The organism is Actinopolyspora mortivallis (genome assembly GCF_003001495.1).
Taxonomy (GTDB): domain Bacteria; phylum Actinomycetota; class Actinomycetes; order Mycobacteriales; family Pseudonocardiaceae; genus Actinopolyspora; species Actinopolyspora mortivallis_A.
In genome coordinates, this window is sequence record NZ_PVSR01000007.1 from 57,143 (window position 1) to 81,347 (window position 24,205).

The 24,205-nt window shown below is 67.9% G+C and carries 20 protein-coding genes; 12 read left to right on the forward strand and 8 right to left on the reverse strand.

All coding sequences use genetic code 11. The features are described from left to right. Nucleotides 1–16 precede the first annotated feature (16 nt). Nucleotides 17–1,264, reverse strand: coding sequence for a multidrug effflux MFS transporter (locus tag CEP50_RS07375; RefSeq protein ID WP_106113188.1), 1,248 nt, complete (start codon nucleotides 1,262–1,264; stop codon nucleotides 17–19). Between the two features lie 199 nt (nucleotides 1,265–1,463). Here CEP50_RS07375 and CEP50_RS07380 point away from each other — a divergent pair, with 199 nt between their 5' ends. Continuing rightward, entirely contained in the window at nucleotides 1,464–2,417 is a 954-nt protein-coding gene (locus CEP50_RS07380) for a cation diffusion facilitator family transporter (RefSeq protein WP_106113189.1), read from the forward strand. A gap of 34 nt (nucleotides 2,418–2,451) precedes the next feature. Here CEP50_RS07380 and CEP50_RS07385 read toward each other — a convergent pair whose 3' ends face one another. Both CEP50_RS07385 and CEP50_RS07390 read right to left on the reverse strand, forming a co-directional pair. After that, complete coding sequence (locus tag CEP50_RS07385) at nucleotides 2,452–3,879, reverse strand: aldehyde dehydrogenase family protein (RefSeq protein WP_106113190.1); 1,428 nt, start codon at nucleotides 3,877–3,879, stop codon at nucleotides 2,452–2,454. A 182-nt stretch (nucleotides 3,880–4,061) separates the two neighbouring features. Then, complete coding sequence (locus tag CEP50_RS07390) at nucleotides 4,062–5,525, reverse strand: helix-turn-helix domain-containing protein (protein WP_258174984.1); 1,464 nt, start codon at nucleotides 5,523–5,525, stop codon at nucleotides 4,062–4,064. A gap of 119 nt (nucleotides 5,526–5,644) precedes the next feature. Between CEP50_RS07390 and gabT the strand changes: the two genes are divergently transcribed. After that, nucleotides 5,645–6,991: a 4-aminobutyrate--2-oxoglutarate transaminase gene (gene gabT / locus CEP50_RS07395; protein ID WP_106113192.1), complete on the forward strand. Its 1,347-nt coding sequence runs from the start codon at nucleotides 5,645–5,647 to the stop codon at nucleotides 6,989–6,991. A gap of 144 nt (nucleotides 6,992–7,135) precedes the next feature. On the opposite strand, the gene CEP50_RS07400 is transcribed toward gabT, so the two are convergent. Further along, nucleotides 7,136–8,152, reverse strand: coding sequence for a class I fructose-bisphosphate aldolase (locus CEP50_RS07400; protein WP_106113193.1), 1,017 nt, complete (start codon nucleotides 8,150–8,152; stop codon nucleotides 7,136–7,138). A gap of 444 nt (nucleotides 8,153–8,596) precedes the next feature. On the opposite strand from CEP50_RS07400, the gene CEP50_RS07405 reads away from it, so the two are divergent. From CEP50_RS07405 to CEP50_RS07415, 3 genes are all read left to right on the forward strand, one after another. Continuing rightward, nucleotides 8,597–9,838, forward strand: a complete 1,242-nt coding sequence (locus tag CEP50_RS07405; protein WP_106113194.1) for an AGE family epimerase/isomerase — start codon at nucleotides 8,597–8,599, stop codon at nucleotides 9,836–9,838. 318 nt (nucleotides 9,839–10,156) lie between these two features. Beyond that, complete coding sequence (locus CEP50_RS07410) at nucleotides 10,157–11,557, forward strand: MFS transporter (RefSeq protein ID WP_106113195.1); 1,401 nt, start codon at nucleotides 10,157–10,159, stop codon at nucleotides 11,555–11,557. Nucleotides 11,558–11,724: 167 nt separating this feature from the next. Then, nucleotides 11,725–12,876 carry a uroporphyrinogen-III synthase gene (locus CEP50_RS07415; RefSeq protein ID WP_106113196.1) on the forward strand — a complete coding sequence of 384 codons (1,152 nt, stop codon included), beginning with the start codon at nucleotides 11,725–11,727 and terminating at the stop codon, nucleotides 12,874–12,876. A 451-nt stretch (nucleotides 12,877–13,327) separates the two neighbouring features. On the opposite strand, the gene CEP50_RS07420 is transcribed toward CEP50_RS07415, so the two are convergent. Then, the gene (locus tag CEP50_RS07420; RefSeq protein ID WP_106113197.1) at nucleotides 13,328–14,290 is read right to left on the reverse strand and encodes a ScbA/BarX family gamma-butyrolactone biosynthesis protein; all 963 of its coding nucleotides are present in this window, start codon (nucleotides 14,288–14,290) and stop codon (nucleotides 13,328–13,330) included. A 170-nt stretch (nucleotides 14,291–14,460) separates the two neighbouring features. Between CEP50_RS07420 and CEP50_RS07425 the strand changes: the two genes are divergently transcribed. Next, entirely contained in the window at nucleotides 14,461–15,492 is a 1,032-nt protein-coding gene (locus CEP50_RS07425) for an MDR family NADP-dependent oxidoreductase (protein ID WP_106113198.1), read from the forward strand. Between the two features lie 66 nt (nucleotides 15,493–15,558). Here the strand turns inward: CEP50_RS07425 and CEP50_RS07430 are convergent, their stop codons facing one another. After that, nucleotides 15,559–16,215 (reverse strand): ScbR family autoregulator-binding transcription factor, encoded by a 657-nt coding sequence (locus CEP50_RS07430; RefSeq protein WP_258174988.1) that lies wholly within the window; start codon nucleotides 16,213–16,215, stop codon nucleotides 15,559–15,561. A gap of 402 nt (nucleotides 16,216–16,617) precedes the next feature. On the opposite strand from CEP50_RS07430, the gene CEP50_RS07435 reads away from it, so the two are divergent. The 3 genes from CEP50_RS07435 to CEP50_RS07445 all read left to right on the forward strand — a co-directional run bounded on the left by CEP50_RS07435 (nucleotide 16,618) and on the right by CEP50_RS07445 (nucleotide 19,076). After that, nucleotides 16,618–17,472: a class I SAM-dependent methyltransferase gene (locus CEP50_RS07435; RefSeq protein ID WP_258174990.1), complete on the forward strand. Its 855-nt coding sequence runs from the start codon at nucleotides 16,618–16,620 to the stop codon at nucleotides 17,470–17,472. Nucleotides 17,473–17,566: 94 nt separating this feature from the next. After that, the gene (locus CEP50_RS07440; RefSeq protein ID WP_106113201.1) at nucleotides 17,567–17,785 is read left to right on the forward strand and encodes a hypothetical protein; all 219 of its coding nucleotides are present in this window, start codon (nucleotides 17,567–17,569) and stop codon (nucleotides 17,783–17,785) included. A gap of 544 nt (nucleotides 17,786–18,329) precedes the next feature. After that, complete coding sequence (locus CEP50_RS07445) at nucleotides 18,330–19,076, forward strand: formate/nitrite transporter family protein (RefSeq protein ID WP_019854144.1); 747 nt, start codon at nucleotides 18,330–18,332, stop codon at nucleotides 19,074–19,076. A gap of 90 nt (nucleotides 19,077–19,166) precedes the next feature. On the opposite strand, the gene CEP50_RS07450 is transcribed toward CEP50_RS07445, so the two are convergent. Continuing rightward, complete coding sequence (locus CEP50_RS07450) at nucleotides 19,167–20,054, reverse strand: mycobacterial-type methylenetetrahydrofolate reductase (protein ID WP_019854143.1); 888 nt, start codon at nucleotides 20,052–20,054, stop codon at nucleotides 19,167–19,169. Between the two features lie 651 nt (nucleotides 20,055–20,705). Between CEP50_RS07450 and CEP50_RS07455 the strand changes: the two genes are divergently transcribed. The 3 genes from CEP50_RS07455 (at nucleotide 20,706) to CEP50_RS07465 (ending at nucleotide 23,668) form a co-directional block, all read left to right on the forward strand. Continuing rightward, nucleotides 20,706–21,422 carry a sulfite exporter TauE/SafE family protein gene (locus CEP50_RS07455; protein ID WP_181188256.1) on the forward strand — a complete coding sequence of 239 codons (717 nt, stop codon included), beginning with the start codon at nucleotides 20,706–20,708 and terminating at the stop codon, nucleotides 21,420–21,422. A 42-nt stretch (nucleotides 21,423–21,464) separates the two neighbouring features. Further along, complete coding sequence (locus CEP50_RS07460) at nucleotides 21,465–21,977, forward strand: O-acetyl-ADP-ribose deacetylase (RefSeq protein ID WP_106113202.1); 513 nt, start codon at nucleotides 21,465–21,467, stop codon at nucleotides 21,975–21,977. Nucleotides 21,978–22,180: 203 nt separating this feature from the next. After that, nucleotides 22,181–23,668 (forward strand): SulP family inorganic anion transporter, encoded by a 1,488-nt coding sequence (locus CEP50_RS07465; protein WP_219905371.1) that lies wholly within the window; start codon nucleotides 22,181–22,183, stop codon nucleotides 23,666–23,668. A 147-nt stretch (nucleotides 23,669–23,815) separates the two neighbouring features. Here the strand turns inward: CEP50_RS07465 and CEP50_RS07470 are convergent, their stop codons facing one another. Then, entirely contained in the window at nucleotides 23,816–24,187 is a 372-nt protein-coding gene (locus CEP50_RS07470) for a MerR family transcriptional regulator (protein ID WP_106113203.1), read from the reverse strand. Nucleotides 24,188–24,205 lie beyond the last annotated feature (18 nt).

The window sequence follows — 24,205 nt, forward strand, 5'->3', positions numbered from 1 at the left end:
AAGGGGCCGAGCGTGGTCAACCGTGCGCGGGTTTCCTTCCCGTCATCACGCTCAGCGCGACCAGGGCGATCAGCACTCCCCCGGTCATGGTCACGGCCATGGCGGGACCGTCGTTGCCGAGCACCCCGACGATCGGTGCCATGAAGGCACCGAGGCCGAACTGGACCGCCCCCAACAGCGCGGCGGCGGTGCCCCCGGAGTCGCCGTGTCGTTCCAACGCCAGCGCCGGGGCGTTCGGCAGCACGAAACCGACGGCTCCGAGCATGAACAGCAACGGGACGAAGAAACCGACCAGCCCTCCGAGAGCGAACACGGAGACCGTGGTGAGCACGGCTCCGGCCGCTGTCGCCGTCGCTAGGGCACCGAACACGATCTGACGCGGAGCGAGCCTGCGCAGCAGCACCACGTTGAACTGGGTGGCCGCGATGATCGTCAGCGCTCCGAGCCCGAAGACCAGCCCGAACTGTTGCTGGTTCAACCCGAACTGCTCCTGCAGCACGAAGGAGGCACCCGAGATGTAGGAGAACAGGGCGGACATTCCCAGCGCGGCCACCAGAATCATCACCATGAACTGACCGTCGGTCAGCAGGCGGCGGTAGGAAACCAGTACGGGCCGCATCCCTCCCCGGTGGCGCCGTTCCGGCGGCAGGCTCTCCCGCAACGCGAGCACGGCCAGCACCAGCAGCACCGCCCCGAGGCCGGCCAGCACGGCGAACACCCCGCGCCAGGACAGTCGTAGCAGGATGATGCCGCCCAGGGTCGGGGCGAGGATCGGCGCGGCACCGTTGACCAGCATCAGTCTGGACAGGGTGGTCGCGGCGGTGCGACCGGTGAACAGGTCGCTGACCGAGGCCAGGGCCACCACCATGGCCGAGGCACCGCCCACTCCCTGGAGTACGCGCAGGAGTCCGAGGAGCACGATGTTCGGTGCCACCAGGCACAACAGTGAGGCGACGACGTGCAGGGAGATTCCCAGGATCAGCGGGAGTCGCCGCCCCGCCGCGTCGGAGAAGGGGCCGATCGCGAGCTGGCCGAGGCCGAGTCCCAACAGCGTCCCGGTGAGGGTCAGTTGGGTGGCCGAGGAACCCGCGTTCAGACTGTCCCCGATGGCCGGCAGGGCGGGCAGGTACATGTCGATGGTCAGCGGGACCAGGGCCACCAACGCCCCCAGCACGAGGATGATCCGGGCTCTGGCCCAGCCCGTGGGCTCGGAGGTGCGCGCACTGGTCGAGGTGGACGTGCTGTGCTCTGCGAGTTTTTCCATCACGACCTTCCGGACGGGAACAAGAAATGACAGGAGTGCCATCTTCGCCAGCGAATGCGAGGAACGTTTTATTCCCGTCGTGCGCCCCTCCCGCCCGTTTTCCCGACGTCACCTCGCGCTCCCTGCGGTGCGCGACCACGAACGGTAGAATTCCGCCTCGCGCGGACAGGAGCCGGGACGACGGGGGCGAGGTGCGCGCATGGCCGAACAGGGACACGGTCACCCCCACACCGCCGACCGGGACACCGACCGACGCCACCTGGGGGCGGCGCTGGCCGTGATAGGGCTGTTCATGCTCGCCGAGGTGGCCGTCGGGATCTACGCCTCCTCCCTCGCGCTGCTCTCCGACGCGGCCCACATGCTCACCGACGCCGGAGCCCTGGCTCTGGCTCTGTTGGCCTCCGGACTCGCCCGCAGACCGGCGAAGGGGGCCTACACCTTCGGCCTCAAACGAGCCGAGATACTGTCGGCGCAGATCAACGGCATAACACTGTTCGTGCTGGTCGTCTACTTCGTCGTCGAGGGCGTCCGGCGGCTGTTCGAACCACCCCACGTGTCCGGGACCCCGGTTCTGGTCACGGCACTGGCCGGGATCGTGGTCAACCTGGTGGCGACCTGGCTGATCAGCAGGGGGAACCGGCGCAGCCTCAACGTCGAGGGGGCCTTCCAGCACATCCTCAACGACCTCTACGCGTTCGTCGCCACGGCCGTGGCCGGCCTCCTCGTCATGCTCACCGGATGGACCAGGGCGGACGCGCTCGCCGCGTTGCTCATAGCGGCGCTCATGGCCTGGGCCGGCTACGGTCTCGTCCGGGACTCGGCCCGGGTCTTCCTGGAAGCCGCCCCGAAGGGGATCGACCCCGAGTCCCTGGAGGGGGAGATCCGGGAAGTCGACGGGGTGGTCGACGTGCACGAGCTGCACGTCTGGGAAGTGACCTCGGGGTTTCCCGCCCTGTCGGCCCACGTCCTCGTGGCGGAGGAACGGGACTGCCACGAACGCAGGACCGAGGTCGAACGGCTGCTGCTCGAACGCCACGACATCCGCCACACCACGTTGCAGGTCGACCACCACCAGGACTTCCTGCCCACCGACTCGCTGTTCCCCCGCGACTCCGGGCGGGACGAGGGAACCGGCCCCGCGCCCCACGAATGATCCTCCGGGCGAACGAGGTCCGGCGGCGGAGTCCTCAGGGGAGGACCCCGGTGAGCACGGTCACCCTCTCCTCGGTCAGGTCGGTCATGGCCGCGCGGACCCCCTCACGACCGACCCCGGAGTCCTTCACTCCCCCGTAGGGCATCTGGTCGGCCCGGAAACTCGGCACGTCACCGACGATCACACCTCCCACCTCCAGTTCGGAGGACGCCCGGAACGCCAGCTCCACGTCCCGGGTGAAGATCCCGGCCTGCAGGCCGTAGCGGGAGTCGTTGATCCGCTCGAAGGCCTCCTGCTCCGACTCCACGGGGTCGACCACCATCACCGGGCCGAACACCTCCTCGGAGACGACCTTCTCCTGCGGAGGGACTCCGGTGAGCACCGTGGGTTCGTAGGTCGAGCCGTGCCGCAACCCGCCGGTGAGCACCCGCGCCCCCGCGCGAACGGCCTCGTCCACCCAGTGCTGGACCCTCTCGGCGGCCTCGCGGTCGATCAACGGTCCCACCCTGGTGTCCTCCGCGCGGGGATCTCCGGAGCCCTGGGACTCCACGGCCTTGACCAGCCTGGGCACCACGTCCTCGTACAGCTCGCGGTGGACGAACACGCGCTGCACCGACACGCACGACTGCCCCGCCTGGTACATCGCGAACGTGGCGATCCGCTCGGCCGCGTAGTCCGTGTCCGTCCAGTCCTGGTGCACGTACACGGCCGCGTTCCCCCCGAGTTCGAGGGTGACGTGTTTCCGCGGCGCGGAGTCCCTGATCCCCCACCCCACGGGACCCGAACCGGTGAAGGACACCACGGGAAGACGCGGGTCGGCCACGAGTTCGGCGGCCTTGGTGTCAGCCACGGGCACCACCGACCACGCTCCCGGGGGGAGTTCGGTCTCGGCCAGCAGCTCTCCCAGTCGCAGGACGGTCAACGGCGTCTTCGGAGCCGGTTTGAGCACGATGGGCGCTCCCACGGCCAGGGCGGGAGCCAGCTTGTGCACCGCCAGGTTCAGCGGGAAGTTGAACGGGGAGATGCCCAGCACCGGCCCGCGGGGAACCCTGCGCACCAGGGCCAACCTGCCCTCCGTTCCCGGTTCGGTGTCCAGGCGCTGCATCCGCCCGGACCAACGGCGTGCCTCCTCCGCGGCCCGTCCGAAGGTCGACACCGCCCGGTTCACCTCGACACGGGACCAGAAGAGCGGTTTTCCGCTCTCCGCGGTGATCAGCTCGGCGAACTCCTCACAACGTTGCCGCAGCCGGGAGCGCACGTGGTCGAGCGCATCGGCCCTGGAGTGCGCGGGCAGACTCGCCGTCCGCCGAGCACAGGTGTGAGCGGCGGCCACCGCCCGTTCGACGTCGGCCTCGGTGGCCCAGTACGCCGTGCCCGCCGTGGCGCCGTCCCACGGGCTGGTCACCGCGAAGGACTTCTCGCCTGTCCTGTACGTGCCTGCCACCCAGTATCCGGTGTGCATGATCCTCCTCGTCTCGGTCGTCCCGACGCTACGGCGGCCGCGCCCACCGCGGACATCACCGATTCGTCCAAGGACGGAGAAGGAACACGCCAGAACGGCACACCGTGCTCTCCGAAACACGCCGGACACACCCGTCGCGACGGGCTCGCCGCCCGAGCGAAACGTACCGGGGCGCCGCTCCCTCACCCCGCGTCGTCCAGCAGCTGCAACGCCAGCCACAGTTCCGCGCGCACCCCGGCCTGGTCCAGATCCCGTCCGAGCAGTGACTCGGTCCTGCGGATCCGGTTGCGGAGGGTGTGTCGATGCAGTCCCAGCCGCTTGGCTGCGGGATCCCACTGCCCGTTGTGGGCCAGCCAGCCGCGCAGGGAGACCAGCAACTCGTCCCGTCCCCGCAGCGGCCACAACAGGGACTCGGCGAAGCCCACGGCGCGTTCGGCGGGAAGCAGCTCCAACAGCCCGCGTCCGGCCAGTTCGGTGAACCACACCGCTCCCCCGCCGTCCGAGGCGGCGGCCACCGCCTGTCGCGCCTGTCGCAGGGCAGTGGGAAGCCCGTCCTGTCCGCACGGCTCCGAGACACCGAGCCGCACGTCCCGTCGTTTCCCGAGACGGTCGGGAAGGTTCGCGGAAGCCGGGGCCAGCGCCACGACGTCTCCCTCGTACTCGGCGGCGTACACCTCCTCCCCGTCCGACTCCGCCTCGATCAGTCGCAGCGACTCCTCCGCCGAATGGGAACCGTGCAGCACCAGCACCCGTACCGGCCACGCCGGGAACTCCGCCCCCAGATCGTCCAACGCCGCCCAGGCGGGCGCGCCGGACAACAGCGTCCGCAGGAAGGCCGTGTGCAGTCTCCCCCGCGCACTCCACAACGTCTCCGCCTGCCGCAGGGCGAGCGTCACCAACGAGGCCGCGGAGTTGATCACATGGTGATCCGGGGTGCCGAAGGGACTGTCCCGTCCCACGACCAGCGTCGCGCCGCCGCGGGTTCCCAGTTCCTGGATGCCGATCCACTGCTCGCCCAGTTCGAGCACGAGCGCTCCCCGGCCCCGTCCCTGGCGCAGTCTGCGCAGCCAGGGCTCCAGCTCACGAACGGAGATCCCCGCCCCGCCGGGGGCCGAGTGCAGCACGGTGTCCGCCTCGTCCAGCAGCAGTGCCCACCCGTCGAGCAGGGAGGCCAGTTTGTGCACCACACCGGAGAGACCTCTCCTGCCGACCGCGGCACCGGCCAGTTCGTGCTGCGCCCGGCTCGTCCGTCGTAGGTCCTCGTACTCGTCGGCGGCCAGCGCCCGGGACACCGCCTTGCTGATCGCGATGAACGGGGTGCGACGGGGCACCGCGAGCAACGGCAACCCCTGACGGGAAGCTGCCTCGACCAGCTCCGGGGGCATCCCTGAGTGGCTGACGTCCACACCGAACCCGAGTCCCGCCACCCCTGCCCCGACGAGCCGCTCCACGTACTCCTCCCAGGCGGAGCCGCCCAGCGTCAGCCCCGTGGTCAGCAGCAGCTCCCCGCCCTCCAGGAAAGGGGTGGGATCGGCCAGCTCGCTGGTGTGCACCCACGAGATCGGACCCTGCGTCCCCTCCGGAACCCCGTAGGGGGTGAGTCCCAGCTCCGGGTCACCGACCAGGTCACGCACTGTCAAGGGCACTCGGCACCAGCTCCAAACAGTCCATCGAAAAACCCTCGTCTGGCCGTTTCGTCCACTGCACGGTACGGCCATACCCCTGAAGCTGTCCCCGAACACCTCACGACCGATCGGAGACGGCCATGACCACGTTCGCGACCGGAACGGACGACACCACGCGGAAACGGGTACTGCGGACCGAGATTCCCGGACCGAGGTCGCGCGAACTACAACGACGTCGCGCGGACACCGTGGCCGCGGGAGTGGGAAGCGCCCTGCCCGTGTACGTCACGGGTGCCGACGAGGGAGTGCTGCACGACGTGGACGGCAACACCCTGATCGACCTGGGATCGGGAATCGCGGTGACCAGTGTGGGAAACGCCGCCCCCGAGGTGGTGGAGCCCCTCCGTGCCCAGGCGGCCGAGTTCACCCACACCTGCTTCATGGTGACTCCCTACGAGAACTACCTGGCTGTCTGCGAGGAACTCGCCACCCTCACCCCCGGCGAGCACGAGAAGCGCTCGGCACTGTTCAACTCGGGCGCGGAGGCGGTGGAGAACGCCGTCAAGATCGCCCGGGTGGCCACCGGACGGCAGGCCGTCGTGGTCTTCGACCACGCCTATCACGGACGCACCAACCTCACCATGGGCATGACCGCCAAGTCGGTGCCCTACAAGCACGGCTTCGGCCCCTTCAGCAGCGAGATCCACCGGATGCCGATGTCCTACCCCGCCTGGGACGCGACCGGCGGACCGGAGGCCGCGCGGCGGGTCCTCGACCGGATCGAGAAACAGATCGGCGGGGACCAGGTCGCGGCGGTGGTGATCGAACCGATCCAGGGGGAGGGGGGATTCGTCGAACCCGCCGCCGGGTTCCTGCCCGAACTGTCCCGGTGGTGCGCGGAGAACGGGGCGGTCTTCGTCGCCGACGAGATCCAGACCGGGTTCTGCAGGACCGGAACCTGGTTCGCCTGTGAGCACGAGGGGGTGGTTCCCGATCTGATCACCACGGCCAAGGGGATCGCCGGCGGTATGCCCCTGGCCGCGGTCACCGGCCGCGCCGAGATGATGGACTCTGTTCCCCCCGGTGGTCTCGGCGGCACCTACGGGGGGAATCCGGTCGCCTGCGCCGCGGCGTTGGGCGCGATCCGCGCGATGCGCGAACGGGACCTCGCGGGGGCGGCCGGGGAGATCGAGCGCCGTGGGCTGAGCAGACTGCGTTTGCTGGCACAACGCAGTGACCGGGTTCTGGAGGCTCGGGGCAGAGGAGCGATGCTGGCCCTGGAACTCGTGGGCCCCGACGGACACGAGCCCGATCCCGAACTCACCTCCCGCGTGGCCAAGGCCTGCCACGCCCGGGGGGTCGTGGTGCTCACCTGCGGCACCCACGGCAACGTGCTCCGGTTGCTGCCGCCGTTGGTCATCGATCCCGCTCTGTTCGACGAGGGGCTCGACGTGCTCGAACAGTCCCTGTTCGAGCAGACGGGCTGAGAGGGACGGCGACCGCCCGGTTCGTCGTGCGCGACGAACCGGGCACGGGAACCGACCGTCCCGGACGGGCAGGGCCGCGTGGTGCTTTCGGACTGTTCCCGGGGACGGGGCCGCACGGGAGGTGCCGTGCGGCCGACTTCCGACTCAGACGTGTTCCAGCTCCGCGTCGTAACGCCCCTGACGGGCGGCACCGTTGAGCCTGGCTCGGTGCGCCAGTACACGCTGGGCGCTGTCGACGTTCTCGGCACGTCCCACCCACTCCTGCAGGGTGGGGGCCAGCAGACCCCGGCCGAAGGAGAAGGTCACCTGCCACGGCAGCGGTCCGAGCTGGTTGATCGCGTTGAGGTTGACGGTGGCCTCCTCGTCACCCTGGCCACCCGACAGGAAGGCGATCCCCGGTACCGCCGAGGGCACGGTGCGCCGGAGCGTGCGCACGGTCGCCTCGGCGACCTGCTCCGTCTCCGGCTGCCGGGGGCACTCCTTGCCCGCCACCACCATGTTCGGTTTGAGCACCATGGACTCCAGCTCGACGCCCTGTTTGGCGAGCTGTTCGAAAACCTCGCGCAACGTCCGGGTCGTGGCCGTCTCGGCGTCCTCCAGGGAGTGGTCGCCGTCCATCAGCACCTCGGGCTCGACCATCGGCACCAGTCCCGCTTCCTGGGACAACGCGGCGTAGCGGGCGAGCGCATGGGCGTTGACGTGGATGGCGTAGTCGCTGGGGTGGCCGTTGCCGATGTCCAGCACCGCACGCCACTTGGTGAACTTCATGCCCATGCCTGCGTACTCGGTGAGCCGGTCGCGCAGCCCGTCCAGTCCCTCGGTGATCTTCTCCCCGTCGCTGCCCGCGAGAGGCTTGGCACCCTTGTCCACCTTGATTCCCGGCAGGATGCCGTTCTCCTCGGCGACCTTGCGCAGGGGCACACCCGCCGAGGACTCCTGGCGCACCGTCTCGTCGAACAGGATCACACCACTGATCGACTCCCCCAGGCCGGGGGTGGAGACGATCAGTTCGCGGTACTGACGTCGTACTTCCTCGGTGGAGTCGAGACCGACCGCGTGCAGCCGCTTCTCCATCGTACCGGTGCTCTCGTCGGCGGCGAGAATACCTTTGCCCGGTGCAACCATCTCTCGCGCGATCAACCGCATGTCGTCGCTGAACACGGTGCGTTCTCTCCTTCGAGTGTGGCTGTACGTCCTTCTCGGGCGGCGATCGCCCGGACCGGATTCACTGTCAAGCGTGACAGATGCGGCCCGCGGATTCCGAACCCAATCACCTTGAATCGAATCAGACCGCTCGGAATCGAATCAGTAGAGTCGCATTCATCTCACTCGGACAGGTAAGCATTCACGCCGGAAAGAGCAACGGAGACGAAAAGGGCTCGCCTCCCGGGGACGGCATTCCCTCCCCGACGGGGTTATTGGTCTAAACAATTGTTCCCTCGCTGGAGACCCGGCCCACCTCCCCGTCACACCGGCGAAGGACCGCTGTCGATAGCGTCCGGTGATTGTCGGTGGAAGTACCGATTCAGTCCGCACCCCGACGGGACGGACCCGAACCGGGCTCCGCCACCGCAGAGACGTCCCCGACACCGACGAGGAGTGACAGTGAGCGACCCCCACACTTCCGGCGACCGTGGTTGGCTGGCCAGGGAACGGGGCAGACTGCTCGACTTCGCCAGCGCGGCCAGGGACCCCCGAGGGGGGTTCTCCTGGTTGGACGACTCCGGAAACCCGGACCCACAACGTCCGGTGGAGACCTGGATCACCGCGCGGATGACCCACGTGTTCGCCCTCGCCCAGCTCATGGACGTCCCGGACGCGGCCGAGTTCGTCGACCACGGGGTGGCGGCGCTGCGCGGACCGCTGTACGACCACTCCCACGGCGGGTGGTTCAGCAGCACGACGGATCCCACCAAAGGAGCCTACGAACACGCCTTCGTCGTACTGGCCGCGGCCAGCGCCACGGCGGCGGGGCACCCCCGCGCCGGAACGCTGCTGGAGGAGGCCCTGCACGTGGTCGAATCCGGGTTCTGGGAGGAACGGACGGGACTGTCGCTGGAGAGCTGGGACCGACGATGGCTTTCCACCGAGCAGTACCGGGGAGCCAACAGCAACATGCATCTGGTGGAAGCCATGCTCGCCGCGGGCGACGTCATCGGTGAACGGGTCTGGCACGAACGCGCCCTGCGCACGGCCGGAACGCTGATCGACGAGGTCGCCCGAACCCACGCATGGAGGCTTCCGGAACACTTCACCTCCGAGTGGGATCCCGACCCCGAGTACAACCGGGAGCGTCCGCACGATCCGTTCCGCCCTCATGGCACGACGGTGGGGCACTGGCTGGAATGGGCGCGGCTGTTGTTGCACATCGAGGCCTCCTTCGGCCAGGAGGCCCCGAACTGGCTGATCTCCGACGCCAGGAACCTGTTCGAGGCGGCACTGCAGCACGGCTGGCACGCCGACGGACACCCGGGCTTCGTCTACACCCTCGACTGGCAGGACAGGCCCCAGGTGCGGGAGCGCATGCACTGGGTGATCGCCGAGGCGATCCTGAGCGCCGACGCGCTGTACCAGCGCACCGGGGAAACCTACTACCGACAGTGGTACACCGCCTTCTGGGACTTCGCCCGGGCCAGGCATCTCGACCTCTCGGCGGGAAGCTGGCACCACGAGCTCTCCCCGGACGGCCAGGTCTCCCACTCGGTGTGGTCGGGCAAACCGGACGTGTACCACGCCTACCAGGCGACGCTGTTCCCCGAGCTGCCGCTCACCCCGGCCGCCGCGGTGGCACTGCGCGACGGCCTCGGTGAACCCGGAGAGCGGGAGGGCGACCGGAGCACGGGATAACCCATCCCGCACGCGGAACCGAAAACACCTCTTCCCACGAAAAATCCCCCGAGAAAGAACCGGCGGGGTGCGACGGTGTGCGCCGGAACATCGCCACCCCGCGACGGCCCCGAATCCGTAGAGGGAACAACGAGAACACGAAACAGGACAATCTCAGAATAATTCTTCGGGCGGACAAACGAAGTGTCATGACACCGCATCACCGCCCGAACAAGGGCGGTGAACGAAAATTGACAGATCGTTCACCTCGTTTTCCCCGGACGGGAACAAAACCGCTTAGGGTGACCACGGCGAGCTTCGAAAAAAGGGGAGGAGACCGTGGCGCTCACGACAACGACACGAGGGGAACACGTCCCCACGCGAACCGGGGGAGGATGGATCCGTCACTGGGATCCCGAAGACCCCTCGTTCTGGAGGAGAACCGGCAAGCGAACCGCCTGGAAGAACCTGGTGCTGTCCGTGCTGGCCGAGCACCTGGGGTTTAACGTCTGGACCCTGATGAGCGTGGTGGTGGTCGGGCTCGACGAGGCCGGATACGCCTTCACCGTGGGACAGAAGTTCTGGCTGCTCATCCTGCCCAACCTGGTCGGGGCGTTGTTGCGCGTTCCCTACACCTTCGCCGTCCCCAGGTTCGGCGGGAGGGGATGGACCACCACCAGCGTCACCCTGCTGCTGATCCCCTGCGGGATGCTGGCCCTCGCCGTCGTCAACGAGAACACCCCGTACTGGTTCTTCGTACTCACGGCCGCGACCATGGGTGTCGGTGGAGGAAACTTCTCCTCCTCCATGACCAACATATCCTTCTTCTTCCCGGAGAGCAGGAAGGGACTCGCCCTGGGAATCAACGCCGCGGGCGGCAACATCGGGGTGGCGGTGAGCCAGCTTCTGGTCCCGTTCGTCATACACCTGGGAACCGGCGTCCAACTCTCCTACGCCGCACTCATGTGGATGCCCTTCATCATCGTCGTCGCCGCCTGTTCGTGGACGTTCATGAACAGCCTTTCCACGGCCAGACCGGACAACGGTTCCTACCGGGAGGCGGTCACCAGCAGACACACCCCGACTCTCTCGCTGCTCTACGTGGGAACCTTCGGCTCGTTCATCGGATTCTCCTTCGCCTTTCCGTCACTGACCGAACTGGCCTTCCCCGAGTTCTCCTCTCTGGTGGGGATCACCTTTCTGGGCGCACTGATCGGAGCGCTGACCCGTCCGCTGGGCGGCTGGGTTTCCGACCGGTTCGACGGCGCCAGGATCACTCTCTGGAACTTCTGTGCCCTGGCGCTGGGGACCCTCGGAATCATGGGAGGAGTCGGCACGAACAGCTTCGCCCTGTTCTTCGGTTCCTTCGTGCTGGTGTTCGCGCTGACCGGCATCGGGAACGGCTCCACCTACCGCATGATCCCTCCCGTGTTCACCGCGGAGGCCCTCGCCCGAGCCGCTCACACCGGAGAGCCCACGGACTCGGCCCTGGCCCGGGCGAAACGTCGGTCCGGAGCCGTGATCGGCGTGGTGGGCGCGGTCGGAGCGCTCGGGGGAGTGCTGATCAACCTGGTGTTCAAGTTCTCCCTGCAGGCCACGGGCGGTCTGCTCCCCGCCCTGGTCTTCGTCCTGCTCTTCTTCGGGTGCTGCGCGACCGTCACGTGGCGGTACTACGTGCGTCCCGGTTCCTCCCCCGCGAGCCCTTCCCCGGACACCCTCGAACGGCAGACCGCCGTGTGACACGACCGGATCACCGGTTAACGACACGGAAACGCGGGCGATCCGGCCACGACATCCCGCCGCACCAGCGTGGTGGACGGGCACGGAGGGCAACAGCCGAACGGGACCGACCTCCCCTACCCCGGAGAGGTCGGGGACCGGAGCCGGATTCGAGCGGAAACGAGGAGATGACGACGACACCGCGCCGTGAACGAGTCCTGTCCGGATTCGTCGTGGGAACCACGACGGCTCGCCGCGCCGAGGAGTTGGAGGCCATGCTGCTCCGGCGCGGAGCGGAGATACGGCACGCCCCGGCCACGAGCATTCTTCCGTTGACCGAGGCGGGGGAGCTGTTCGAGCGGACCCGCTCGCTGTTGGAGGATCCCCCGGACACTGTCGTGGTCACCACCGGTATCGGTTTCCGCGGTTGGCTGGAGGCCGCGGAGTGGTGGGGAACGACCACCGAGCTCAGTGCCCGGCTGGCTTCGGCGCGGATCCTGACCAGAGGTCCGAAGGCCACCGGGGCCGTACGCGCCGCGGGGCTCGTCGAGTCCTGGTCCCCGGGCACCGAGAGCACCTCGGAGATACTGGCCCACCTGCTCGAGGAGAGCCCGCGGGGACGGCGGGTGGCCGTTCAACGGCACGGCCGGCCCATGCCGGAGTTCACCACGAGGCTGCGCGCGGCGGGAGTCGAGGTGATCGAGCTTCCGGTCTACCGCTGTTGCGGCCCGCGCGACCCGGTGCCACTCTCCCGGCTGGTGGAGTCCGCCGTCACACGCCAACTGGACTCGGTCGTGTTCACCAGTGCCCCCGCCGTGGTGAACACGCTCGAACTGGCCGAGAGCACCGGGCGGAGGAAGGCGCTGATCGAGGCACTGTGCCACCACGTACTCACCGCCTGCGTGGGGCCGGTGTGCGCGGCACCACTGGAGGAACTCGGTGTTCCCGTCGTGCTTCCGGAACGCCCCCGGCTGGGAGCACTCGTGCGCTCGCTCGACGAGATCCTGCCCCGCCGGACTCGCAGCCTGCGTGTCAACGGCAGACACCTCGAACTGCGTGGCGGGAGGGTGTGGTTGGGGGGAGAGCCACGGCACGTCCCCCCTGGTTCCACGGCCCTGCTGCACAAACTGGCCGAAGTCCCGGGACGGGTGTTCAGCAGGGAGGAACTCGCCGAGGTGCTGCCGAACGGGGGACGTGCCCACGCCGTGGAGATGGCCGTCGGACGGCTGCGTACGGCGCTGGACGACGAGCGGATCGTACAGACCGTGGTCAAACGCGGTTACCGACTCGCCCTGGACGAGACCGAGATGCGACACCGTCACGAGTCCCGTCGCTCCTGACGGTTCTTCGGGAGGGAGACCCGTTCTCCTCGTTCCGGGAACGGATCTCCCCGCGGTGTCTCCGGAGGTCTCCGGCAGAAAAGCACGTCCTCGGACACGGTTTCTTTCGCCCACGGCGTACCACTTCGGGAAAGAGCCCGTTCCTTCGACGTGAAGAAATCCCCTGGGTGAGCCAGAAACTCCTGCCGACTGCCGAAAAACCCCGACGTTGCCTTCCCCGAAGGATCCGTGGGAGCACGGCCGGAAAACCGGAACCACGTACCACCGGAAACACTCCCCAGATCGACGTCCACGGAATCTCTCGCACGGTTCTCGGAGAGCACCGCGGTTTCCGGCCTCCGGACAACTCACCCCGGTCATGCCGGAAACGGATTCCTCCCCGCCCCTCGGCGGGAAAGCCCAGTCATCCCCTCAGTCCCGTCCTCCCCGCCGTCGGTGAGGACACGTGCCGTCATCCGCTCACTTGCGTGGGGATCCCGCCGGCGACGCGCACCTCCACCACCGCTTCGACGGCGGTCCTGCCCCCCTGTTCGAGGACGATGCGCACCCGTCCCGTCTCCTCCACCTCGCACACCCGGACGAAACAGGCCTGTCCCAGTTCGACGTAGTGGTGAAAACGGGACTCCATGCCCACCGGAACCACCTTGTGCGGGTGGTACACGGAGCAGGCGGCCTGTCGCACCGCTTCCAGGGCCGTCATTCCCGGCACGTGGTCCACGGGGTGGTCGAACAGCACCGGATGGTCGCGCCCGTCCCGTAACAGCCACGTGTTCTCCTCCTCCGTGGGCGCCAACAGCACGTCGGAGGAACAACTGCGTCCGAATCGCTGCGGAGAATCCGTTTCGGGAGTCACCACGCTCTCGACGTCGGCGAAATCACCCGCTCCGGCCCGTAATCGGGCGTAGGCGGCGGGAGAGATGCAGTAGTAGGGAAGCACGGCCCGTCCCAGGAGAGCTCCGTTCCGATAACCGGTGACCCGCATGTCCGCCCCGGCGAACGTTTTCCCTCGCCGTTTGACGTCGGTGCAGTTCACCTCCAGCACGACGTGGGCCGGGGCGTCGGCGAGCGACAGCTCGGAACAGTCCACCTCGTAGTCCAGGGTGTCCATGGCGAACTGGTGCCCGTAGGGAACACCGAATCCGATGTGTCCCACCACGAGACCGGCCTGACGTACCGCCTCGACGAACAGGAAGGGGTCGTGAATTCCCTCGACGGGACCGTACAGGGCGTGCGCGCGGGGTAACTGCGCCCCCAGCACGAAGGCGTTCCCCCCTCGTTCTCCGTAACTGGTGACCAGCACTTCCGTGTTGGCCGCCCGGTGCACCCAGTGGCGCGGAAGACTCTGGTCGAACGAGACGAGCGGGTCCTGGCCGGTGTTCGCGGCGGTGGTGTCGAACGCGATGGTTGCGGTCACGGGTCCTCCAACACAGATAAAGATACCTACCGCGCGGTTTAAATCCTTGCTCTGAGGGTAAGGACCGGTCAGTCGGTTTTTCAAGAGTGTTCCGCTAGTCTACGGGGGAAACTTCCGGCGAACACTCCAAAACCGTTCGCCCCGGGTTCGACGAGATTGGCTGGCGGACCGTGGACCTCGAACAGCACTCCTCCCTGCCGGAACACCACCGCGAGATACGTCTGAGGGAGTACCCCGACGGCACGTCCGTGACGGACGCACTCGAACTGGTCGAGACGCCACTTCCCTCCCCCGGCCCGGGACAGGTGGTGGTACGCAACGAGATCATGAAGATCACCGCGGCCATGTACACCATGGCCACGGCATCCGATCTGCCCATGTCCTCCTACGAACCGGGACGCCCCCTGTGGGGCGCCGCGGTCGGCAGAGTCGTGGCGGCCGCCCCGGACAGCGGGGTGGAGGTGGGAACACGACTGGTGCACGAACAGGGATGGCGGGAGTACGCGCTGCTCGGGAACACACTGCTCCGTGAGCACCCGCCGCTTCCGGAGGTCTCCGACCCGGCGGTACTGCTCGCCCACGGCGCACCCGCCTGGGCGGCGCTCACCCGCCTCGCACGAGTCCGCGAGACGGACACGGTGTTCGTCAGCGGGGCGGCGGGAGGTGTCGGCAGCATGACGGGCCAGATCGCCCGCAGGCTGGGAGCGGGACGAGTCGTGGGCAGTACCGGTTCCGCGTCCAAAGCCGACCGGTTGTGCCGGGAACTCGGATACGACTCGGTCGTGCTGCGCGGCTCCGGCTCCGTGGCCGAGCGGTTACGGGACACCGTCCCCGAGGGAGTGGACGTCGTCTGCGACACCGTGGGGGGCGAACAGCTGGAGGCCGCCCTGTCCCTGGCACGCACGGGAGCACGGGTGGTGCTGCTCGGCGCACTGTCCGGGCAGCTGGGCGGAGACGGCCTCGAGGCCCCGGCACGTCTGGACTCAGCGCGGCTGATCCGACGACGCGTCGAAATGTACGGCTTCTCGTTGCGCGATCACCCGGACGCCGAGGCCGAGTGGAGGAACGAGTTCACCGCGGGACTCAACTCCGGGGAGTTCGGTTTCCCCCACACCCGAGCCTACGGCCTCGAACGGGCTCCGGACACGCTCCGTGGGTTGGTGGAGGGCCGTCATTTCGGCACAGTGCTGGTCGAGCTGTGAAGCGCGACCCGGAAACGACCTCAGCTCTCCTGTGCGAAAGGCTCACCCCCACTCCCGCTGCGAAGATCAGGTGGGGCTGGCGACGTCCTCGTGCATATCGTCGAACGTCTCCTCAGCACGCTCCTCCGTGCCCTGGGGACGGATCCACCCCAACACCCCGGGGACGGCGATTCCGGGCAGCAGGTGGCGCCACAATCCCTCGACACGGCGAGGAAGATCGGCACGGTTCGTCGCCGCCTGGGAGAACAGCTGCACACCGAGGTAGGAGGCCACGAACATCTCGGCCGTCTCCTTCGGGTCCACCGTCGGCAGGAGCTCGTTGGCCTCCTTGGCAGCGGTGAACAAAGAACGGAACATCTCCGTCCAGTGCCCGTAGGGAACGAGCGGTTCCTCGCTGAACCCGGTTTCCACCGCGATGCGGGTTCCCGCCTGCAACAGCGGGTCGTGCTGCAGAGAGCGCGCGACGCGCTGGGAGAGATCGATCGCGTCCTGCAGTCGGGACATCGTCCTCGGGACAGCCGATATACTGGTCTGTTCCTCGATCACGGCCTCGGCCAGGGCCTGTTTGGACGGAAAATGAAAGTACATCGCCCCCTTGGTGACCCCGGCGTGGGCGAGGATCTCGGCGATCGTCGCGCCCTCGTATCCACGTGCGGCGATCACTTCCGCTCCGGCCCGCAGCACCAGGGCCCGCGTTCGCACCGCACGTTCCTGCTTAACCACACTCTCCTCCACTACGAACCAGGCTGTTCCGTCCGGAGATCCGGGCGGACACACCGCACAACCACGTCGAAGATATCAATCCAACCGGGCGGTACTTTCCGCTGTCGAGTGTCGTGGACAAGCCCGGGCGAAGAAGAACCCACGTCGGCAAGTCGAGCCCCGCTCCGGATCGGGACGCACGTCCCCGAACAAGCGACCACCGCACCCCTCCCCTGAGTTCGATTGCACTCTCCACCACAGAATAAAACCAACTATGTGGTTTAGTAGCCTCGATGTCAAGGCCCGCCAGGATTCGGGGCGGTACAGGCGCGTTTCCCGTGCCGCGGGCCTCACCGACCGCGAGCGTCCCGGGACGGGGCTCGCCGCACCGCCGGAGAGACCGTGGTGGGCCACGATGAGACCATGCGAACTCGCAGAACACACCACGGCTCCGAGTCGATCAGCCCCACCGCGCACTACACCGGCTACGTGTGGGTCCACAACGGCCTGGCCCCCGGATACCTCGCCACCACCCGTGGAAAGGCCTACTACCACGCGATGCGCCCCGGCACGGCGCTCGGCCGGATGCTCGGTGGCCCGGTGCTGGAGGACGTTCTGCTGGCGAGGCACCGGCTGATCGATCGTCTGCTGTCCACGGCGATCGAGTCCGGACGTGTCCGGGGAGTGCTCGAACTGGCCGCGGGGCTGTCACCCCGTGGCCTGGAGTTCGCCCACCACTACGGAACGGAGATCACCTATGTCGAAACCGACCTCCCCGGTATGGCCGCCCGGAAGTACACCGCCCTGCGGCGTGCGGGGGCGCTCGGCCCGAACCACCGGGTCGAGTCCCTCGACGTCCTGGGCGGGCACGACCAGGAGGACGTCACCACCGTGCTGCGCCACTTCGCACGAGGCAGGGGGCTGGCAGTGGTCAGCGAGGGGCTGCTCAACTATCTGTCCGCGGAGGAGGTGGGTGGGTTGTGGTCCCGGATTCACGCTGCCCTGCGCCCCTTCGGAGAGGGTCTCTACCTGAGCGATCTCCACGTCTCCACGGACAGACGTGGCCCGGCCGAGGCGTTCGGGGCACGGCTGCTCGGCATGTTCGTGCGCAGCGGAGTGCACTTCCACTTCACGGACTCCGCCCGGGCGCGGGCGGCGCTGCGCGCGACGGGGTTCGACAGGGTGACCGTCCACCACCCCTCGGACTTTCCCGGTGTCCTCACGGGCGGCCCCGCCTCCGCGGACCGGGTGCGGGTGCTGGCCGCCGAGACCCGCTGAGAAACCCCGCGGACGTCCCGCCGGGTCGAAGGGAAACGGGCAGGTATGCTCGCCGTCCGAGACGAGGCCACCGACCCCGAGTGAGGAAACGGCGTTGAACTCCCGACGACTCGCGTTCGTGTGCGCCCGCAGTGCCGTGTTCCTCGTGGCGGGACTGGTGGTGTTCACCCTGCTCGGATGGTCGGTGTACGGGGCCGTGGCCGTGGGACTGCTCGCGGCGGCCGTACTCGTCCAACTCGGGGGCGTGCTGTGGCTACGTCGCTCCGAGGGGAAACCCCCGTTCGCCCCGAGAAGGGCCGAAGGGGCGGAGTGAACCGGCGACGGCGGAATCGCCCTCCGCGCGGAGAACGACCGCGCGTGGAATTCCGGTAGCCGTCGGGGCACGGTTCCCGAAGGATCCGTTCGCTCCGGTCCCCCTCCTCGGGGGCAGGGCGACCCACGGGGATCCGTCCTGGTGGGTGACCTCGTTCTCACCGGCGGTGCGAGCCCACGAAACCGCCCGTATCCTGGGCAGTCAGCCCCGGCAGCACGGGTATGTGCCCTGTCGGGCGTCTCCCCTAACACCCGCCTTTTCACTCGTTTGGCCTACCGGGTCTTCTGCCCGGAATATCGGCTTTGCGACACTTGCGCATCGCGGTTGGAGCAACGTCCTCCACCGGTCCAGAGTTCTTCCCCCGGGACCGGCTGCGGAGAAGCTCGGCCGCGCGGCGACCGAGGCCGAAACACCCGGGGAAATCCAGTCATTGCACCAGCGATACAAGCACAGGTAGGTCGTGGTTACCAAGCAGGTTGAGCACCCCAAACACGTTGTCACCCCACACGCGCCCGAAGGTCGACAACGACCGCGCGAGAACGAGGTGGACCAGGCCATTGATCGCATCATCGCGAAGGGGCGGCCGCGCCTCTATCGAACATGGCCCCAGTTGTTGGCGACCGCGCTGGTCGCCGGTGTGGAAGTGGCACTGGGCGTGCTCGCCCTGCTGACCGTGGAACAGAGCACCGGCAGTTCACTGCTGGCGGGCCTGGCCTTCTCGATAGCGTTGATCGCGCTGCTGCTCGGGCACGCGGAACTGTTCACCGAGGGCTTCCTGGTCCCCATCGTGGTGGTCACCGCCCGCCAGGCCAGCTGGCGTCGACTGGCCCGTTTCTGGAGCGGAACCCTGGCCGGGAACCTGCTCGGCGGATGGGCGTTGATGTTCGTGGTCATCACGGCCTTCCCCGAACTACGCACGACGGCCGTGGAGATGGGGGGCAAGTTCGCCCACGCACCACCCTCCCCCCAGAACCTGTGCCTGGCCATCCTGGCCGGCAGTTCCATCACGCTCATGACCAGGATGCACAACGGCACGGACAACGACATGGCCAAGCTCACGGCCAGTGCACTGACCGGCTTCCTGATCGTGGGGACCGGGATGCACCACTCGGTCCTCGACTCCCTGCTGATCTTCGGAGGGATCCACGCGGGGGCCGACTACGGGTACCTGGAGTGGATCACCTGGCTCGGATGGGCCCTGGGCGGCAACATCATCGGCGGTGTCGGAATCACCACCGCGCTGCGTTTGATCCGCGGCTACGCCCGTATCCGGGAGTGGCGGCACATCTGACTCCGCCCCGTCCTGCGGTGTCGCCGAGGGACGGGCCGGCGCGGCCGGTGAACGAGACGCCCTCGTTCACCGGCCGCGTCCACCGGCTGGTCACGCGTTCTTCGGCGACCAGTAGTCCAGCATCTCCGCGAAGGTCTCGAAGGCGGGCTTGGAGTTGCCGTACGGCGCCTCCAGATGGACGCTCAACGGGAAGCCGAGGTCGTGCACCCCGTCGATGACCCGCTTGTAGAGATCGACCAACTGACGCTTGCGTTCCTCGAAGGACTTCTCGGCGAGCCTGGCCACGAACTCCTGCTCCTGCTCGACCACGGGGTTGCCCGGGTCCTGGATGAGCCAGTCGATGAGTTTGGCCTTGCTCTCGGCCCCCGGGACGAACCCGAACGAGAGCAGGATCTCGGGACGATGCGGGGTCTGCTGCGCGAACTCCTTGAGGAAGCCCACGATGGAGTCCGAGTACAGCAGCTGGGTCATGCCGTAGGTGGCGCCCCGCTCGCACTTGAAGTTGAACCGGCCGTGCTCCCCCTCGCGGGTCGGGATCAGAATCACGCCCCGGTTGGGCACCAGGTCCTTGAACTCGGCCAGGGCGTCCGTGGGAGCCATGCCCGGGCCTTCCCCGTCGTTCATGTTGCGCGGGACGCCCACGAAGGCGATCCCTTCCATTCCCGCGTTGCGCAGGGAACTCAGCCGCTCACCCAGCTCCTCCCTGTTGTGGAAGGCGGTGACCTGGGTGCACAGTCCCTTCACGTCACCGATCTCCGGCCGGACGGTGTGCCAGAAGTCGAGCGTGTCCATCTTCTGCTTGATCTCGACCGGACGATCGTCGTCCTCGGCGATCAGACCGGGGATCATCAGGTGCTGGATGCGGTCCCCGAGCCCGGACGTGCGGCAGCTCTCGGCCACCTTGCGGCCTTCCTCAACTGCGCTCTCCACACCGCCGTCCTGGTCCGGCGGTACCAGTTCGAGTGCGATCGTTTCCATGTCGGCCTCAGGTTTTCCTTCTGTCGACGTCGGTCACGGCGGATCGCGCCACCCCTCAGGGGCGAGCTCGCCCCACCGCGAGCACGATTCGTGCCACGAGCGAGCAACGTACGGACGCCAACCAAGGGGAAACACCTCCGTTGGTAGCAACGGTACTGCTCCGAATGGAGTAGTGAGCGAGGTCAGGGTTCCAACGTCTTCAAGAGAAACCCCAGGTCACGCCGCATTGGCAGCACGAGCTGACAAAGCCGTTGCGTCATTCCGGTGATATCCGTCGCACGATCCGGGAGGCCGGGAACATCACGGCCGCCCCCCTCCCTCTCCCCCCACGGCGGGACGGGGCCGCGACGAACAGCAGCTGTACTGGGAATTCGTCGCCCGCCGGTTTCGCACGAAAGGTCCGTCGCACCTCTCGGCGCCGGGACGAGTCACCATCGCCCGGCGTTACGGGTCAGGAGTGTAGCGTTCGTCACTGACGACCCCGAAGAATCACCCGTTCGGCCTCTGGCGAAGACGACGGGCACGCGTTCTCGGCGTTTCCGAGCCCCCGGTGAGCTCCCCCACACATCCGCTCTCTCGTGGTGGTCCCGAGTTCCCTCCGGGGAGTTGACTCGGAGAGTTCGCAACACCCGAGATCGAGCGAGGAACCACGTGAACATCTGGATGCTGTTGCTGGCGGGCACGATCGTGCTCGGCGGGGCCGTGGTGCAGGGCTCCGTCGGATTCGGCATGAATCTGGTCGCCGCTCCGCTGCTGGCCATCGCCGATCCCGTGCTCGTGCCGGTACCCCTGCTGGTCACCGCCTCGGCCTTCGCCGTACTCCCCCTGGTGCGCGAACGGGGGCAGGCCGACTGGCGCGGGGTGCGTTGGGCCCTGGTGGGCAGACTCCCCGGCACCGTTCTCGGCGTGGCCGCGTTGGCGCTGCTGCCGAGCAGGTGGCTGGCTGTGCTGATCGGGGTGGTGGTGCTCGTCTCCGTCGGGCTGTCGCTGCTGACCTGGCACCCCCGTCCCGTTCCGTCGACACTGTTCACGGCCGGGGTGTTCAGCGGGGTCTTCGGTACCGCGGCGGCGGTGGGGGGACCACCGATGGCGCTGGTGTACCAGCACAACACCGGCCCCACCGTACGCAGCACGCTCAGCGCCTACTTCGCCCTCGGTTCACTGTTGTCGCTGGGGGCGCTGCTGCTCTCCGGACAGGTACAGCCCCAACAACTGCTGGCCGCCGCCGTCCTCTTCCCCTTCGCCATGCTCGGGTTCGTGCTCTCCGGACCGCTCCGCCGGCCACTGGACCGGGGAGGTACCAGGCCCGCACTGCTCGGACTCGCCGCGTTCAGCGCGCTCTCACTGTTGTTCAAGGCTCTGGGCTGAGGCGGAACCTCCCCGATCCCCGAGCCGCCGCAGAATGGGGACATGCGGATCGAAGCGGTGCAGGGCGACATCACCGAACAACACGTGGACGCGGTGGTCAACGCGGCCAACACGAGTCTGTTGGGTGGGGGTGGCGTGGACGGTGCCATCCACCGCCGGGGAGGCGGAGAGATCCTGGAGGCCTGCCGGCGGCTGCGTGCCACGGACTACCCGGACGGGCTTCCGGTGGGGTCCGCCGTGGCGACCACGGCGGGCGAGCTGCCGGCCCAGTGGGTGATTCACACCGTGGGACCGACCTACTCGAGCTCCGAGGACCGCTCCGCCTCCCTCGCCTCGTGCTACCGGGAGTCCCTGCGGGTGGCCGACTCGCTGGGAGCACGAAGCGTGGCTTTCCCCGCCGTTTCCACCGGCGTCTACCGTTATCCGGTGGAGGCGGCCGCCGAGATCGCCGTGGCAGAGGTGCGTGCCACCGACTCGGCCGTGGAACTCGTCCGCTTCGTGCTGTTCGACGAACGGACCCGAAGTGTCTTCGCCGAGGTACTCGACAGGGACTGACCTCGGCGGAACGCGTGAGGGCTCCGCCCGTGTGTCACCAACGTGCCCGCCGGCGGGACGACGTGGATCACAGACCGAGTTGCGTCACATTTCCCCCATCCCTGCCCTTACGTGAGGGTAGAGTCTCACAGGTCCGCGTGAGCCCCGTCGGCGTGGCTCCGCCCGTTTTTCGTCTGACCGCTTTCCGCATCGCACGAAAGAAGATGATGTCGCGACCTGACCTGACGCGCTCTCGTCCCCACTGGCTGTCCTTCCGGGTGCTGCGCACCGAGGCCCTGGCCGGTCTCGTCGTAGCACTCGCCCTGATCCCCGAAGCGATCTCGTTCTCCATCATCGCCGGAGTCGACCCCAGGGTCGGCCTGTTCGCCTCGTTCGTCATGGCCGTGACCATCTCGGTCGCCGGGGGACGCCGCGCCATGATCTCGGGGGCCACCGGAGCGATAGCACTGGTGCTGGCGCCCGTGGCCCACGAGTACGGAACGGACTACCTGATAGCCACCGTCCTGCTCGGTGGAGTCGTCCAGGCGCTGCTGGCGCTGCTCGGGATCGCACGGCTGATGCGCTTCCTGCCGCGCAGCGTGATGGTCGGCTTCGTCAACGCACTGGCCATTCTGATCTTCCTCGCTCAGCTGCCGTACCTGACCGGTGTCCCGTGGAGCGTCTACGCGCTGGTCGCGGCAGGGCTGGTCATCATGGTCGGACTGCCCCGCCTGACCACCGCGGTTCCCGCACCCCTGGTCGCGATCGTGACGCTGACCGCCGTCACCGTGATGGCGGGGATAACCGTGCCGACCGTCGGCGACCAGGGGGAGCTCCCCCACACCCTGCCCGTTCTCGGTCTTCCCTCCGTGCCGCTCACCTTCGAGACCCTGCGCGTCATCGCCCCGTACGCGGTGGGCATGGCCCTGGTGGGACTCATGGAGTCGCTGATGACGGCCAAACTGGTCGACGACATCACCGACGAGCACTCCAACAAGACCCGCGAGTCCTGGGGGCAGGGACTGGCCAACATCGTCACCGGCCTCTTCGGCGGCATGGGCGGATGCGCCATGATCGGCCAGACCATGATCAACGTGAAGTCCAGCGGTGCCCGCACCCGACTGTCCACGTTCCTGGCCGGGGTGTTCCTGTTGGTCCTCGTGCTGGCGCTGGGACCGGTCGTGGCGATCATTCCCATGGCGGCGCTGGTCGGAGTGATGATCATGGTTTCGGTCGGCACCTTCGACTGGCACAGCATCCAACCGCGAACCCTGCGCAGGATGCCGAAGAGCGAAACGGCCGTCATGCTGGTGACCGTGGGGGTCACCGTGGCCACGCACAACCTCGCCATCGGCGTCGTGGTCGGGGTGGTCATGGCCATCGTCATGTTCGCCCAGCGGGTGGCCCACCTGGTCACCGTCGACAGTGTCCTCGACCCGGACGGCACCACCAAGATCTACCGGGTGACCGGTCAGCTGTTCTTCGCCTCCAGCAACGACCTGGTGTTCCAGTTCGACTACGCCGGTGATCCCGGCACCGTGGTCATCGACCTCTCGGGAGCCCACATCTGGGACGCCTCCACCGTGGCCGCGCTGGACGCCATCGAGACCAAGTACCGTCAACGCGGGACCACGGTCACCATCAACGGCATGAACGAGCCCAGCAAACGACGCCACCAAGCGCTGGCCGGCCAACTGGGCGGCGGACACTAGCGTCACCGTCCCGGTGCCTCCCCGGGGCGGCCACGTCACCGGGTGGGAGTCCTTTCCGTCTCCGCCGGGTGTCCCGTGGGACACCCGGCGGAGCTCACCACGCACCGGGCCTGCGCCGCAGCGTTCGCCCCGACCGGGACGGAACGTTCACGGCAGACGTCGCCACAGTGTGTCCGCGAAGTCCTCTGCCGTGCGCAACTCGGCACGAAGACTCGCACAGCGCTCCCGCACCGAGGTGTGGAACTCCTCGAGTCTGTCGCGACGCTGCTCCGTGAGCTCACCGCGTTCACGGTCGTCGAGGATCTCCAGCAGTTCCCGCATCTGGTCGAGCTGGAAGCCCAGCGGCTTCATCCGTTTGATCATGTTCAGCCGTTCGACGTCCGGCTCGGTGTAGAGCCGGAAACCGCCCTGGCTGCGCGCGCTCGGCACCACCAGCCCGACTTCCTCGTAGTAGCGGATGGTGCGCAACGACAGACCGGTGCGCTCGGCGACCTCGCCGATCCGCATGTGTCCGGGCACGGTCGCGCCCCTTTCCTG

What these genes read in the sequence shown, in the direction of transcription:
- CEP50_RS07415 (WP_106113196.1), top strand. Translation starts at nt 11,725, where the DNA reads ATGACGACGACACCGCGCCGTGAACGAGTCCTGTCCGGATTCGTCGTG.
- gabT (WP_106113192.1), top strand. Translation starts at nt 5,645, where the DNA reads ATGACCACGTTCGCGACCGGAACGGACGACACCACGCGGAAACGGGTA.
- CEP50_RS07450 (WP_019854143.1), bottom strand. Translation starts at nt 20,054, where the DNA reads ATGGAAACGATCGCACTCGAACTGGTACCGCCGGACCAGGACGGCGGT.
- CEP50_RS07465 (WP_219905371.1), top strand. Translation starts at nt 22,181, where the DNA reads ATGATGTCGCGACCTGACCTGACGCGCTCTCGTCCCCACTGGCTGTCC.
- CEP50_RS07380 (WP_106113189.1), top strand. Translation starts at nt 1,464, where the DNA reads ATGGCCGAACAGGGACACGGTCACCCCCACACCGCCGACCGGGACACC.
- CEP50_RS07375 (WP_106113188.1), bottom strand. Translation starts at nt 1,264, where the DNA reads ATGGAAAAACTCGCAGAGCACAGCACGTCCACCTCGACCAGTGCGCGC.
- CEP50_RS07460 (WP_106113202.1), top strand. Translation starts at nt 21,465, where the DNA reads ATGCGGATCGAAGCGGTGCAGGGCGACATCACCGAACAACACGTGGAC.
- CEP50_RS07385 (WP_106113190.1), bottom strand. Translation starts at nt 3,879, where the DNA reads ATGCACACCGGATACTGGGTGGCAGGCACGTACAGGACAGGCGAGAAG.
- CEP50_RS07435 (WP_258174990.1), top strand. Translation starts at nt 16,618, where the DNA reads ATGCGAACTCGCAGAACACACCACGGCTCCGAGTCGATCAGCCCCACC.